The 14,078-nt window shown below is 71.7% G+C and carries 13 protein-coding genes; 6 read left to right on the forward strand and 7 right to left on the reverse strand.

Annotation, left to right across the window (positions count from 1 at the left end; translation table 11 throughout):
* Positions 1 to 40: 40 nt before the first annotated feature.
* Positions 41 to 2,068 (reverse strand): ligand-binding sensor domain-containing protein, encoded by a 2,028-nt coding sequence (locus G339_RS0116110; protein ID WP_019632115.1) that lies wholly within the window; start codon positions 2,066 to 2,068, stop codon positions 41 to 43.
* Between the two features lie 199 nt (positions 2,069 to 2,267).
* On the opposite strand from G339_RS0116110, the gene G339_RS33935 reads away from it, so the two are divergent.
* Positions 2,268 to 4,229, forward strand: coding sequence for an NHL repeat-containing protein (locus G339_RS33935; RefSeq protein ID WP_019632116.1), 1,962 nt, complete (start codon positions 2,268 to 2,270; stop codon positions 4,227 to 4,229).
* 34 nt (positions 4,230 to 4,263) lie between these two features.
* Here G339_RS33935 and G339_RS0116120 read toward each other — a convergent pair whose 3' ends face one another.
* The 3 genes from G339_RS0116120 to G339_RS0116130 form a co-directional block, all read right to left on the reverse strand.
* A complete protein-coding gene (locus G339_RS0116120) occupies positions 4,264 to 5,703 on the reverse strand; it encodes an MFS transporter (RefSeq protein ID WP_033323276.1) in 1,440 nt (479 codons plus the stop codon).
* Positions 5,704 to 5,844: 141 nt separating this feature from the next.
* Entirely contained in the window at positions 5,845 to 6,837 is a 993-nt protein-coding gene (locus tag G339_RS33940) for a hypothetical protein (protein ID WP_019632118.1), read from the reverse strand.
* The gene (locus G339_RS0116130) at positions 6,834 to 7,181 is read right to left on the reverse strand and encodes a GntR family transcriptional regulator (protein WP_019632119.1); all 348 of its coding nucleotides are present in this window, start codon (positions 7,179 to 7,181) and stop codon (positions 6,834 to 6,836) included. The genes G339_RS33940 and G339_RS0116130 overlap by 4 nt, the downstream gene beginning before the upstream one ends.
* Before the next feature lie 73 nt (positions 7,182 to 7,254).
* Between G339_RS0116130 and G339_RS0116135 the strand changes: the two genes are divergently transcribed.
* A complete protein-coding gene (locus G339_RS0116135) occupies positions 7,255 to 7,680 on the forward strand; it encodes a VOC family protein (protein WP_019632120.1) in 426 nt (141 codons plus the stop codon).
* Here G339_RS0116135 and G339_RS0116140 read toward each other — a convergent pair.
* Positions 7,673 to 8,614 (reverse strand): LysR family transcriptional regulator, encoded by a 942-nt coding sequence (locus G339_RS0116140; protein ID WP_019632121.1) that lies wholly within the window; start codon positions 8,612 to 8,614, stop codon positions 7,673 to 7,675. The genes G339_RS0116135 and G339_RS0116140 overlap by 8 nt on opposite strands.
* Positions 8,615 to 8,698: 84 nt before the next feature.
* On the opposite strand from G339_RS0116140, the gene G339_RS0116145 reads away from it, so the two are divergent.
* Entirely contained in the window at positions 8,699 to 9,943 is a 1,245-nt protein-coding gene (locus tag G339_RS0116145) for an MFS transporter (RefSeq protein WP_051107857.1), read from the forward strand.
* On the opposite strand, the gene G339_RS0116150 is transcribed toward G339_RS0116145, so the two are convergent.
* Positions 9,903 to 10,304: a VOC family protein gene (locus tag G339_RS0116150; RefSeq protein ID WP_019632123.1), complete on the reverse strand. Its 402-nt coding sequence runs from the start codon at positions 10,302 to 10,304 to the stop codon at positions 9,903 to 9,905. The genes G339_RS0116145 and G339_RS0116150 overlap by 41 nt on opposite strands.
* A gap of 88 nt (positions 10,305 to 10,392) precedes the next feature.
* Here G339_RS0116150 and G339_RS0116155 point away from each other — a divergent pair, with 88 nt between their 5' ends.
* The gene (locus G339_RS0116155; RefSeq protein ID WP_019632124.1) at positions 10,393 to 11,367 is read left to right on the forward strand and encodes a helix-turn-helix transcriptional regulator; all 975 of its coding nucleotides are present in this window, start codon (positions 10,393 to 10,395) and stop codon (positions 11,365 to 11,367) included.
* A gap of 191 nt (positions 11,368 to 11,558) precedes the next feature.
* Positions 11,559 to 12,824, forward strand: a complete 1,266-nt coding sequence (locus G339_RS33945) for a hypothetical protein (RefSeq protein ID WP_019632125.1) — start codon at positions 11,559 to 11,561, stop codon at positions 12,822 to 12,824.
* Positions 12,825 to 13,019: 195 nt separating this feature from the next.
* Here G339_RS33945 and G339_RS40440 read toward each other — a convergent pair whose 3' ends face one another.
* Complete coding sequence (locus G339_RS40440; protein WP_240489826.1) at positions 13,020 to 13,610, reverse strand: TetR family transcriptional regulator C-terminal domain-containing protein; 591 nt, start codon at positions 13,608 to 13,610, stop codon at positions 13,020 to 13,022.
* Between G339_RS40440 and G339_RS37835 the strand changes: the two genes are divergently transcribed.
* The gene (locus tag G339_RS37835) at positions 13,507 to 13,950 is read left to right on the forward strand and encodes an SDR family NAD(P)-dependent oxidoreductase (protein ID WP_240489838.1); all 444 of its coding nucleotides are present in this window, start codon (positions 13,507 to 13,509) and stop codon (positions 13,948 to 13,950) included. The genes G339_RS40440 and G339_RS37835 overlap by 104 nt on opposite strands.
* Positions 13,951 to 14,078: the final 128 nt, after the last annotated feature.

The raw sequence follows: 14,078 nt of genomic DNA on the forward strand, positions 1-14,078 counted from the left end.
AACGGTCCAGGCCGAAATTAGCCGGATTGGTTTCGGACTGTCAATGGGGCAGGTCGACGCGGAACAGGTTCGCGCCGTCGCTGAACACCAGCCGGTGCTCGCCCTGCGCCGCGAGCCGCCGGACCGCGTGCTCGACCACGACGGTCGGGGCACGCCGTGAGCTGGGGTCGATCCGGACGATCTTGCCGCCGTCCAGGCTCGCGTACAGCGCGGTGCGGGTCGCCACGATGTCGCCGCCCGTCGTGTTCGAGCCGAGCGCGTAGCGCTTGAGGACCCGGCCGGTCCGCGGATCGACGGAGAAGACGGTCTTTCCGGCCACGCCCCAGAGCTTTCGGTCAGGGCCGATGACGACGGAGTTGACCGTCCCCGCGCCCGGCACCGGCACGCTCTCCCAGAGCTTGCGGCTGCGCGCCGTGTCCCAGGCGAACACCGTCCCCTCGTCGCGGGTCGGCTTCGTCGTGCCGAGGCCGCCGGTGATCGACGTCCCGCCGTAGACGACGCGGCCGCGCGCGGTCAGGCCGAACACGCTCTCGTCCTGCACGACGTTGCGGGTGACCTGCGTCTTACCGGTGCGCGGGTCGTAGATCGCGAGCGCGCCGCCGAGGCGGTCGCCGTCCGGCACCGTGCCCACGGCGATCTTGCCGTCCACCTCGGCGAGCGCGCGGGCCCGCATCTGGAGGTCGGCCTTGAGGTTGACCGCGAGCTTCGGGTTGTCCGGCGTGCCCTCCGGGCCGGGCGAGTACTCGGGGCTGCTCCACGGCTTCGCCGGGTCGTAGGAGTACAGCCGGGCCTCGGGGTACGTGCCGATCCACACCCGGCCATCGGACGCTTCCAGGACCGACTCGACCTGCGAGAACCGGTTGAACGTCGCCTTCCCGTCCGCCGGGTCCACGAGCGACAGGCCGCCGTTGAGGAACCCGCCCGCGTACGCGCGGCGCTTCCCGGCCGCGACGGACAGGATCTCGATCGGCTCCCGGCGGACGTCCGTGGGCAGGATCGCGAACTCGCCCGTCTGCGGGTTGTACCGGAACATGTCGCCGCGCCACAGCGTCCCGACGATGCTCTTGCCCGGATAGTCGGGAAGGCCGAGTTCCGCCCAGCCGATCGACCGGGCGTTCTGGACGCGGCCGGTGAACGTCAGGCCGGTGCCGGTGAGCTTCTTCGTCGCGGGGTCGTAGCGCTTCAGCTCGCTCTGCTGGATCAGGTAGATCTCGCCGTCGTCACCGGCGGGGGAGACGTCCAGGCCGTGGGCCTGCGGGATCTCGTCCGTCCACTGGCCCGACGCGACGTCGTACACGAACATCGGGCTCGGGAACGCGTTGCCGATGCGGACGTACAGCCGACCGTCGCGCGCGTTGATGTCGTAGACCTGCTGGCCCTCGATCGACTCCAGGCCGGGCGGCTTCGGCAGTTCGCGGGACACACCGGTGGCCGGATCGAGTTCGGCGATGTGCGCCTGCGCGTAGGAGCCCGTGTAGACCTTGCCGTTCATGACGGCGATGCTCTTGACGTACGTCTGGCCGGGGACGGGCTGGCCGTAGTCGCGGAACGCACCGGTGCGCGGGTCGTACCGGAACACCCGGCCGCCGGGCGACGTGCCGCCGTAGATGTTGCCGTCCTCGTCGCTGGCGAGCCGCCACACGAACGACTGGCCGGGGATCGGCTGCCCCAAATCCTCCACGGTGTCCCCGGAGCCGGGCCGCCACCGGTACAGATGCCCGTCGTTGTAGGTCCCTGCGTAGACCGAGCCGTCCGGCGCGGCGGTCACCGCCCAGCCGCCCTCCGCGCCCGGCAGCGGCGCGGTGACCAGCCGCGCGCCGGTCGCCGGGTCGACCGCGTTCAGGTACGCGGGCTTGCCGGTCGAGACGTTCCAGAGCGCGGGCCGCCCGTCCGGACCGGGCGCGACCGTGCCGCCGATGAGCAGCACGTCGGAGAGCGGGACGCCGAGCGGCACCACGGCCGCCGGGTGCGGGTGGCGCGGCGGGCGGGCCGCCGCGGGGGCGGCGGCCGTCGGGACGAGGAGCGCGGCGGCGAACGACGCCGCCGCGATCGAGCGCGGTCTGGGCACGGGACCTCCCGGGGGTTGGACCTCTTACGGTCTCGGCCGAAAGTGTCACGCGATGGATTGGTACCCGTCAACCCCCAGGACGTGTCCAAAAGACGTTGACAGCCGCGCCTATCTGGCTGATCCGGCTCCAGTTACGGCCTTGACCGTTAGTCGTTTCGATTGCTATGCCTACCGGAACATCGAGGCAAGGAGTCGATCAGTGAGACGATTCGGAGCCGCGCTCCTGGCGCTGCTGCTCGTCGGGGCGACCCTCGCGGTCGCGCCGGGCGCGGCGGCGGCGAGCCTGGAGACCCTCCCCACGCTGCCCCTGAGCAGCGTCACCAATCCCGGCGGCGTCGTGGTGAAACGCCCGGACGGGGCCTCGTACCTCTACACCGTGTCCACCGTGTCGGCCGGAAGCGCGATCTTCTCGGTCATCGACACCCGCGACGGGCGCCGCGCGTACGAGCTGCCGCTGCCGGGCGCGCTCGGGACCTGGGCGGTGACCGCCGGGCGCGACGGAAGCGCGTTCATCGGCAGCTACTCGTCCGGCAAGGCGTTCCACTGGACGTGGGGCGCGTCGGCCGTCACGGACCTCGGCACGCCGCTGCCGGGCGAGACGTTCGTCTGGTCCGTCGCGGCGGACCGCGCCGGGCGGTTCTACGGCGGGACCTCGCCGGGCGGCAAGCTCTTCCAGTACGACCCGGCGACGAAGGCAGTGCGGGACTACGGGCAGCTCGTCGCGGGGGAGCAGTACGTCCGCTCGCTCGACATCGCCCCGGACGGCACGGTGTACGCGGGCATCGGCGCGCACGCGCACGTCGTCGCCGTCGATCCGCGCACCGGTGCCAAGCGGGAACTCCCGCTGCCCGCCGGCCTCGACACCGACCAGTACGCCTACGACGTGCGGGTGAGCGGGCGGTACCTCGCCGTCCGGTTCGCCGCGTCGGCGGCCGCCGGGGAACTGTGGGTGTACGACCTGGCCAAGCGGAAGTGGCGGCAGCACGTGACCGGGGTGACGAGCATCGGCCTCGTCGACCACGGCTCGCGGCTGTACTTCATGCGCGGCACCGCCGTGACCGCGCTCGACCCGCACGGCGGCGCGCTCCGGACGGTCGCGCGCGTCGAGTCCGACTCGCTCCTGCACGTCGTCGGACTGGTCTCCGGCGGCGACCTGCTGGTGAAGGCCAACACGGGCGGCTCGCTGTGGCGCGTCGGACTCCGGTCCGGGAAGGTCCGCGCGTTCCACGCTGATCTCGCCGAGCAGCCGACCGCGCCCGAGTCCCTGGGCGTCGGGCCGGACGGCAAGATCTACGCGAGCGGGTACCTGTCCGGCGGGCTGGCCAGCTACGACCCGGCGACCCGGGCCGTCGTCGGCCACAAGGGCGTCGGGCAGATGGAAGGCATCGTGACCGTCGGGAACAAGCTCTACCTGGGCGAGTACCCGAGGGCGCAGGTCTACGAGTACGACCCGGCGCAGCCGTGGGCGCCCGGGACGAACCCGCGCCGGATCATGGACCTGTCCGGGCAGCAGCAGGACCGGCCGTTCGCGATGGTCGACGCGGGCGGCGTGCTCGCGGTCGGCACCGTCCCGTCGTCCGGCGTGCTCGGCGGCGTGCTGGCGCTCTACGACCCGGCCACCGGTAAGTCGCGGATCATGCGGGACGTCGTCCCGACGCAGAGCATCGTCGGGCTCGCCTACCGCGACGGCGTCGTCTACGGGACCACGTCGGTGTGGGGCGGCAACGGCATCGACGCCAAGGACGCCGACGCCAAGCTCGTCGCCGTGGACGTCGCGACCGGCGCCGTCAAGTTCACCGCCGTCCCCGTGCCGGGCGAGCGGTCGATCAGCGGCGTGACGACCGACGACCAGGGCCACGTCTGGGGCTTCTCCACCTGCACGGTCTTCGAATTCGACCCGGTCGCCCAGAAGACGCTGCGGACGGCGAAGTACTGCGACTACCCGTGGGACACCGTCCACCACCTGTGGCGCGACGCCTACCTCTACTTCGACCCCGACGACGGCTACCTGTACGGAAAGGCGCAGGCCAAGGTCTTCCGCATCGACCGGAGCACGCTCGCCTACACCCAGCTCGTGAGGCCGATCTCGCTGCTCACCCGGACTTCGTCCGGCGACCTCTACATGTCCCGCGAATCGAACTTCTACGTCTACCGCAAGTGACCGGAACCGCGTCCCGCCGTGCGGCGGGACGCGGTCACCCGTCGTCCTGCGCGGTGAGCGGTTTGGCGATGTCCTCCAGGCCGCGCCGTTCGGCCTTGACGCCGAAGACGACCTCGATGAGACCCGCCGCGATCATCAGCAGCGCGCCGATCACGAACGCGATGGCCGTGTCCCGGACGCCGCCCTCGATCAGCTTCGAGAAGACGAGCGGGCCGGAGATGCCGCCCGCCGCCGTGCCGATCGCGTAGAAGAACGCGATGGCCAGCGCGCGGGTCTCCATCGGGAAGACCTCGCTGACGGTGAGATAGGCGGAACTCGCACCGGCCGAGGCAAAGAACAGGACCACGCACCAGCACGCCGTCATCGTCACCGCGCTGAGGACTCCCGCGTCGAAGAGCCAGGCGGTGAGGAGCAGGAGGACGCCGGAGAGGATGTACGTCCCGCTGATCATCGGCTTGCGGCCGACCGAGTCGAAGAGAGGGGAGAGCAGCAGCGGCCCGAGGAAGTTGCCCGCCGCGATGACCGCGTAGAAGTACCCGGTGTCGGTGTCGATGTGGAAGAACTTCGTGAGGATGTCGGCGTAGCCGAACGTGATGGCGTTGTAGAGGAACGCCTGCCCGATGAACAGCGCGAAACCGAGGATGGCGCGCTTGGGGTAGTGCGCCCACAGCGTCCGCGCGATGAGGCCGAATCCGAGGCTCTTGCGCTGGTGGATGACGATCGACTGGGACGGCTCGGTGAGCGATTTCCCGCTCTCCTGCTCGACCTCGCGTTCGACGTCCCCGACGAGTTTCTCCGCCGCGTCCGTCTTCCCGTGGATGATGAGCCATCTCGGACTCTCCGGGACGTGCCGTCGCACGACCAGGATGATCAGTCCCAGCAGCACGCCGAGGCCGAACGCGAGCCGCCACCCGACGTCCACCGGCAGCTTGCTCAGCACCGGGACGGTCAGCAGCGCGCCCGCCGCCGCGCCCAGCCAGAAACTGCCGTTGATGACGATGTCGATCCGGCCGCGGTGGCGGCTCGGGATCAGCTCGTCGATCGCCGAGTTGATCGCCGCGTACTCGCCGCCGATGCCGAAACCGGTGATGAAACGGCACATGAAGAACCACCACGGCGTCCACGACAGCGCGGTCAGCGCGGTGCCGAGGAGGTACACCAGCAGCGTGATCATGAACAGTTTCTTGCGGCCGAACCGGTCGGTGAGCCAGCCGAAGAACAGCGAGCCGGTACAGGCTCCGGCCACGTACACCGCGGCGCCCATTCCGGAGACCGCGCCCGCCGTGATGTTGACGCCGCTGCCCGGCTTGGCGAGCTGCGGTGCGAGGTTTCCGACGATCGTGACCTCGAGGCCGTCGAGAATCCAGACGGTGCCGAGGCCGATGACGATCATCCAGTGCCAGCGTGCCCAGGGCAGCCGGTCCAATCGGGCCGGAATCTTCGTCCGGACCACGCCCGTTTCGGCGCTACTCATGCTGATCACCCGTCACGAAAGGGGTCGTAACCGGTGGGAAAGTCAGCAAACGCCATGATCATCAAAGGTTCCGTCGGGACGCGGCCGACCTGCGGCGCGGCGCGGAACCTTTGCGATCGGCAGGGAGCGGGATGAACCCCGTCAGCGCGCGTCGCGGCGGTCCAGGAGGGCGTTGACGAGCGCCGCGCCGCGCCCGGCGTCGTCCACGCTGACGGTGAGCCGCCCGCCGGACCGGTACCGCAGGACGAGGCAGTCCCCGCCGCGGATCATCACGGCCGCCGAGCCGGGCAGCCCGCGCAGCCCCCAGCCGCCGACCTGGCTCGGCCGGACGTCCTCGGCCCACGCGCGCTCGATCCGCTCCAGCGGGATGCGGCGGACGGGACGGCCGAGCGGCCCGAACCCGATCGCGACGCCGCGCTCGGACACCCGGACCCGCACCGCCGACAGCAGCAGTCCGGCGACGAGCACGACGAGCGCCCCGGCGGCCAGGCCGAACGCGGTGCCGCCGCCGACGCCGGTCGCGCCGAGCAGGGTGAGGACGAGCGTCGCGGCGGCGGACGCGACGGCGACGGCGGCGAGCGCGGGCGACGACACGCGGCCGACCCACGCGGACCGCTGGCCGGGGCGCAGCGGGAGGCGCGGCGCGTCCAGCTCGCCGGGGGAGGGCGGGTCGGCGGGGCCGCGGCCGAGCCACCCGGCCAGGCCGCCGACGGCCGCCGCACCGGCGAGCGTCAGCGCGACGGACCAGCCGGAGAGCCGCGCGTCCGCCCATGTGGAACGGTCCAGGTTGGCGCCGACCAGCACGGCCGCGATGCCCGGGACGAACACCGTCCAGCCGGCGAGGAAACCCCACCAGTAGGCGCGCGTCGAGCGGCGCTCGAAGACGCGGCCGTGCAGCGCCAGCCCCGTCAGGACCACCCACGCGGCGGCCCACAGGCCGAGGACCGCGGCGGTGTTCGCCGCGAACGACGCGTGGCCGTCCGGGACCGCCGAGTCGCGCCAGTGCGTCCCCATCGGGTCGGGCAGGCGGCCGCGCACGGCGAACAGCAGGCCCGCCAGCGCGGCGCAGCCCGCCGCGCCCCAGCACGCGGCCCCGAGCGCCGCGCGGACGTGCGGTCTTGCGTTCGTGGTCACGGCAGCTCCTTGACGATCGCGAGCAGGTCCTCCCGGCCGAAGCCGAGTCCGCGCGCCTCCGCGAGCAGGTCGCGCGCCCGCTGGACGAGCAGCGCCCGCCCCGGCGGCACCGTCGCCACGCTGACGCCCCGGCCGCGCCGGAACTCGAGGATGCCCTCGTCCCGCAGGTCGCGCAGCGCGCGCAGCACGGTGTTGGCGTTGATGCCGAGCGCGTCGGCGAGGTCGCGCGCGGCGGGGAGCCGGTCCCCGGGCCCGTACGCGCCGTCCCCGATGGCCCGGCGGACGGCCCCCGCCACCTGCTCGTGCAGGGGCCGGGGGTCGTTGAGGTCGAGCGTGAGCAACATGGTGCTATCAACAGTAGCACCATCGGGCGTGTCCGACGCCCTCCCTATGCTCGGAGGCGTGACCATTCAGCGGATGGACAATGTCGCCATCGTCGTCGACGACCTGGACGCGGCCATCGCGTTCTTCACTGCACTCGGAATGGAGCAGGAGGGCCGCGCCCAGATCGAGGGCGCCTTCGCCGACCTCACCGTGGGCATCGAGGGGATACGCAGCGAGATCGCGATGATGCGCACCCCGGACGGCCACAGCAAACTCGAACTGACCGCCTACCACGCCCCGGCCGCCATTCCCGCGAACCCGCGCGACACGCCGCCCAACACGCTCGGCCTGCACCGCGTCATGTTCGCCGTGGACGACATCCACGCCACCATCGCCCGCCTGCGCCCGCACGGCGCGGAACTCCTGGGCGAGGTCGCGCGCTACGAGGACATGTTCCTCCTCTGCTACCTGCGCGGCCCCGCCGGAATCATCGTCGCCCTCGCCGAACAGATCAACTGACCCGCGACCAGGACGGGAGCCAGGTGGGTTTCGGGGGTTCGGGAAGGGTTTCGAGGTGGGTTAGGACGCCCTGGAGTTCCGGGTGGGGGTTCGTTTTCGGGAGGAGCAGGGAGAGGGGGTAGGCGAGGGTCGGGTCGGTGATCGGGATTCGGCGGAGGTCGTGGCTCGTCGGCCAGATGTAGCGGTCTCGTCGGCCGACGAGGGTTGCGATGTCGGGGGATTCGGCGAGGGTGTCCAAAAGCACTTCGTCGCCGAAATGGGGGCCTGCCGCGTCGATGCGGAGGTCGAATTCGGTGGCGAGTTCGTCGTAGAAGGCCGACCATTCGCTGCCGGGGGCGATGCCCGGCACCCAGATGCGGTGACCCCTGAGCTGTGGCGGGGTGAGTTTGCGGGCGGCGGCGAGCGGGTGGCGCGGGCCGACGAGCAGTTCCAGCGGGGACGCGAACGCCGGGATCATCCGCACGTCCGGCGGCAGCGCGGCCGGGTCGGTGACCGTGCGGAACGACGCGTCCACGTCACCCGCCGCGACGGCGGCGGCCGCCGCGCGCGGGTCGTCCACGCGGAGCGTCACCACGTCGAGGTCGGTCCCGGGCCGCGCCCGCCAGTAGTCGTGCAGGACGACGGCCTGCGCGCTGCGCCGCCCGAGCACGTCGATCCGCAGCGCCCGCGACCCCGGCCGGACCGCCGCGACCGCGCGGTCCACGCCCGCGACGATGCCGCGCGCGTGCGGCAGGAACGCCTGGCCGTCCAGCGTCAGCGCGACCCCGCGCGGGGTGCGGGTGAACAGGCGGGCCGCCAGTTCGCGTTCGAGGGCGGCGATCCGCTTGGAGACCGCCTGCTGGGTGACGCCCAGTTCGTCGGCGGCGTACTGGAACTGCCCGAGTTCGGCGGCTCGGACGAACGATCGCAGTGCTTCGGTGTCCACGGACGGCATCGTAGGGGCGCACAACCGACCGTTGTGACGGCCCGAGGATCGGTTGTTTGCTCGCGGGCCCCGTCCGCTGCAGGCTTCCGGACCGTGAAGAGCGATGCGCGCACGAAACTGGGGTCCGATTTCGGGTGGTTGTGGTCGGCCTACGCCGTCAGCACGTACGGCACGTGGATCGCGTTCGGGACGTTCCCGCTCGTCGCGGTGCGCGTCCTGCACTCGTCGGCGTTCGCCGTCTCGCTGCTGGAGGCCGCCGGGCTCGCCGTCGCGGCGCTCGTCGCGGTGCCGCTCGGCCCGTGGGTCGAGCACCGGGCGAAGCGGCCCGTGATGGTCGGGACGGACCTGGTCCGGTTCCTCGTCATGGCCAGCGTCCCGGCCGCGTACCTGGCCGGAGTGCTGACGTACGCACAACTGCTGGTCGTGTCGGTCGTCTCGGGGACGGCGGGCATCGCGTTCACCGCCGCGTCCGGCGCGTACCTGAAGCACCTCGTCGCGGCGGACCGCCTGCTCGTCGCGAACGGCCGGTTCGAGGGCACGAGCTGGCTGGCGACGGCGGCCGGGCCGCCGCTCGGCGGCGCGCTCGTCGGGCTGCTCGGCCCGGTCGTCACCATCGCGGCGGACGCGTTCAGCTATCTGCTCTCCGCGCTCGGAATCCTGCGCATCCGGGGCGGCGACGTGGCGTCGCCGTGCGCCGCGCGCGTCACCGGGCTGTCGAACGGCTGGCGGTTCATCTTCCACGACCCTTTCCTGCGGCGGCTTTTCCTCAACGCGATGACGGTCAACGGGCTGATCATGGCGACCGGCCCGCTCATGGCGGTCCTGCTGCTCGGCGAATACCGCTTTCCGGCCTGGCAGTACGGGCTGGCCTTCGGGATTCCGGCGCTCGGCGGGTTCGTCGGGGCGCGCCTTTCCGCACGTCTCGTCGCGCAGTACGGCCGACACCGCGTCATGGTCGTGTTCGGGTGGCTGCGCTCGATCTTCCCGCTGGGCTTGGCGCTGACCCGTCCAGGAATTCCGGGCCTTCTGACCGTGATCGTCGTCGAAGCCCTGCTGATCGCGGCGATGGGCGTCTTCAACCCGATCAGCGCGACGGAACGCCTCCAGCGGACGCCCGCCGACCGTGTCGCGCAGGTCGTCAGCGCGTGGAGCATCAGCAGCAAGCTCTCCCAGGCCGCGTTCATGACGGCTTGGGGCGTCCTCGGAACGCTGACGAGCCCGCTCACCGCGATCACCATTTCGGGCGTGCTGCTGCTTGCGACTCCGCTTCTTCTTCCGCAGCGCGCCCCGGCGGCGCTCACCGCCTCGCCATCTGAAGAAAGTGCTGGTTGTGCATGACGCCGAGCACATTCCCGAAAGGGTCCACGACGGACGCGGTGACGAATCCCGGCCCGCGTTCGACCGGCTTCTCGTACGTCTCCGCGCCGAGGGAAAGCAGCCGCGCGAATACCGCCTCGACGTCGTCCACGTGCCAGTAGACGACCGCGCCGCCGGCTTCGGCGGAACGGTTCGGGGCGAAGCGGCTGTCGATGATTCCCAGTTCGTCCTCGTCCCCGCCGATGCGGAACTCGGCGTACGCGAGCGTCCCGTCGATCGGGCGCGTGAAGTACGGCTCGACGCCCAGCAGTTCGGTGTACCAGCGCGCGGCGGCGGCGACGTCGGCGGCGTAGAAGCTGACGGTGGTGAGGCCCTGCAGCATGGTCGGGTTCCTTCCCGGTTGGCGACGTCACCCATACTCCGGGGCGAAGTGTTCATCTTCTGACCACTTTGTTGGAGAATCTTCGGTCATGCGCGCCGATCGCCTCGTGGCCGTCCTCCTGCTCATGCAGACGCGCGGCCGGGTGACCGCCGCCGGGCTCGCCGCCGAGCTGGAGGTGTCGGTCGCCACCGCCCGCCGGGACCTGGCGGCGCTCGCGGCGGCGGGCGTCCCGGTTTATCCACAGCCCGGCCGCGGCGGCGGCTGGTCGCTGGTCGGCGGGGCGCGCACCGATCTGAGCGGGTTGACGTCGGGCGAGGCGCGGGCGCTGTTCCTGCTCGCGGGCCCCGCCGCGGCCGCCTCGCCGGAGGCCGGGGCTGCGCTGCGCAAGCTGATGGGCGCGCTCCCGCACACGTTCCGCGACGACGCGCGGGCCGCCGCGGACGCGACGCTCGTCGATCCCGTCCGATGGGGCGAGAGCGGGCGCGCCCGGCCCGCGACGGTCGACCTGCTCCAGACGGCCGTGATCGGCCGCCGCAAGGTCCGGCTGACCTACACCGGACGCGGCGCGGAAACGTCCGCGAGGCTGGTCGATCCGTGGGGCCTGATCGACAAGGACGACGTCTGGTACCTGCTCGCGGGCACCGACCGGGGGCGGCGGACGTTCCGCGTCGACCGGATCGTCACGGCCGAGCCCACCGACGAGCCCGCCGACCGCCCCGGCGACCTCGCCCTCGACGCGGCCTGGCGCGAGGTCGTGGACGAGATCGAACGGCGGCGCTCGCGCACCTGGGCGACCGTGCTCGTGGAGGCACGGTTCGTCGCCGTCCTGAACGACCGGTTCGGCCGCCACTTCCAGACGGACGGCGAGTCCGCGGACGGCCGCGTCCGCGCCCGCGTCGCCGCACCGACCCCCCGCGACATCGCCCGCCACCTCGCGGGCTGGGGCAACCTGCTCGAAGTCCTCGAACCCCGGTCCGTCCAGGACGAACTAGCCCGGATCGGCAGCGAACTGGTCGCCCGCTACGCCATCGACCGAAGTCCCGGGAATTCGCTTTCTGACTAATCCCGGGAATGCAATTAATGACGACCGGTGTCGGGACGAAAAGACCCTACCGGTGGCGTCGGCGGGCCGTCCTCTGAAACTCGCGGGTAACTCTGGGAATCGTCTGGCCGTTTGTGGTCGCGGTTCCGCAGCGGACGATTCGCGGCCGCTCGGTTAGAGTCGCGTCCGGCAGGCCCACGAAAGGAGAACATATGGCGCTGTCCAAGCTCGGCGGCGGTTCCACTCCGCCACTTGAACTCCTGTTCGAAATCGCGACCCGCGCCCGGCTTCTGGCCTCTCCGCTCACGACCGGTTCCGGAACCGACGAGGACATCACCTTCGAGCAGGCGGTCGCGGTGACGCTGTCCTCGACGCCCGTCGCCCCGGTGCTTACCGACCCGGACCTGGCCGTGGTGGCGAAGGTCGCCGAGAACGATTCCGAGCGTGCCGAAAGCCTTCTCGCCGGAATCGCCGGCCTGCGCGCGGACCTCGCCGCGCAGGCCGAGCAGATCGGCGATCCGCAGCTCAGCGCCCGGTTGGCGGCCGCCGCGACGGCGGCCGCCGAGTTCGACGCCGACGCATACGCGCTGCCGCTGCCGGAGGACGACGACATCGCGCTCGTCGTCGACGCGGTGAACGAAGAGGTCGCCCGCGTCGGCGACCTGCTCGCGGGAACGAGCACCGCGGTCCCCGCCGAGGCCGTCCACCAGTCGATCCTCCATTCGCTGCGCACCACGACCCCGGCGGTGGCGGTTCCGCCGCGTTCCGGTGACGCCGAGCCGCTGGTCCGCAGGGTTCCGGAGGCCGACGCGGTCACCCGGCTCGCCGCTCGCGACAGCGCGGCGCGAAATGACGCCGTGAGGGCGGCGGGCCGCCTTTACTGGCAGGACGAATTGCTGCGCCAGGCGCTCGAAGCGGAAACACCGCCGGACCCCGGCCCCACCAAGTCGTATCTCAGCGGGAACCAGCCGGCCCAGGACCCGATGGCCATCGCGTCCCTCATCGCCAGAATCCATGTGGACCACCTCGCCTTTTCGCTCGGCGTCTCCCAGGGAATCGGCAATGCCTGCCGCCAGCGGGTCGCGCGGTCCGCGCCCGTCCAGGCCGCCCACCGGCAGACGGTGGCCGCCTACGAACCGCTGCCGCCCCTTTACGGCCCCTACGGACCCTGGAACGGCTGGGGCCCGCGCAGGCCCTACGACCCCGACAACCCGACCGAGGACGGAGACCACATCTTCGATCCCGAACTGGGCAAGATCCGCGAGCTCACCGCCCGCGAGAAGATCATCCGGAACTGGGGCGTCGGCGGCTTCTTCGTCGGCTGGGTCGGCGGAGCCACCGTGGGCGTGATCGGCACCGCCCCCGTGGGCGGCGCGGGCGGACTCATCGGCGCCCCCGTCGGCGGCGCCCTCGGAACCGCCGCCGGAATGAAGATCGGCGAATGGGTGGCCGACACCTTCTACGCCAACGCCACCTGACAGAACCCGACCCCCGGAGCCCGCTCGCCCCCCGCCCGGGCCCCACCCCGTTCCCACATCCACGCTCGGCCGCCGGGCTCGCCAATCGGGCAACCGCGCCCAGGCCAGGTGACGCAGTCCCGCGCCGATCGACCACGGCCACCAGGCGCCGCCCGCGACAACACCGCCTCGCCCGCTGAGAAATCGTGGGCTCGCTCAGGGGCGTGTTGTCGGCCAGGCGGTCAGTGCCACTTCGACGGCTGCGGTGAGTTGGGCGGCGGTCGCGCCGTCCTGGGCTCGTTGCGAGAGTCCTTGGAGGACGATGGCGAAGTAGTCGGCCAAGGCCCGGGGGTCGGTTTCGGCGGGCAGTTCCCCCGCCTGTTGCGCCTCCCGCAGCCGGGCCTCGAAGCCGTCCACGTTCTTGTTGTGCAGATCGCGGAGGAACGCCCCCACCTCCGCGTCCGCCGGAGTGACGTTGGTCGCCGCGCTCGTGGCCAGGCAGCCGGCGGGGTGCGCCGGGTCCGGGTAGATGACCGCGGCCTCCCGGAGGATGCGCGCGAACGCCCCGTACGCGGTGGGCTCCTCGCGGAGCGCCGCCCTGTGGTCGGCATTCGACGCCGGGATCTCCGACCACGCGCCTGAGCCGTTCGCCGACATCATCGTCAACAACGCCGGCATCGGACGCAGCGCGGACCTGGCGTCGCTGACCGAGGACGGTTTCGACGAGGTCTTCGCCGTGAACGTGCGAGCACCGTTCTTTATCGTGCAAGAGGGCTTGAAGCGACTGCGCGACGCGGGCCGGATCATCAACATCTCCAGCGGCGCGGCCCATCTGGCAATGCCGGAGGCAATCGCCTACGGCGCCACCAAGAGCGCCCTGGACAACTTCACTCTTAACCTCGCGAAGGAGCTGGGTGCGCGGGGCATCACGGCGAACTCGGTCGCGCCCGGAATCATCGACACGGACGTGAACGCGGGCTGGCTGCGAGGCAATCCGGAGGCCGAGGCCCATGCGGCATCACTGGCCGCTCTGGGCCGCGTCGGCCGTCCGGAGGACGTCGCCGACATCGTGGCATTCCTGGCCTCGGACGACGCCCGCTGGGTCACCGGCAGGACAATCGACGCCACCGGCGGTTCGGGCCTTTGAGCGTTTCCGTCCGGGCGGTGACTTCCCGCCCGAACACCGCCTGAGCCCGCCCTGCCGATGGACTCGCTGACGTGTCCAGGCCGGTGGTCGCGGAAGAACGACGTGATGTCGTCCGCCAGAAGGGCGGA

Source organism: Actinomadura atramentaria DSM 43919 (assembly GCF_000381885.1).
GTDB lineage: Bacteria > Actinomycetota > Actinomycetes > Streptosporangiales > Streptosporangiaceae > Spirillospora > Spirillospora atramentaria.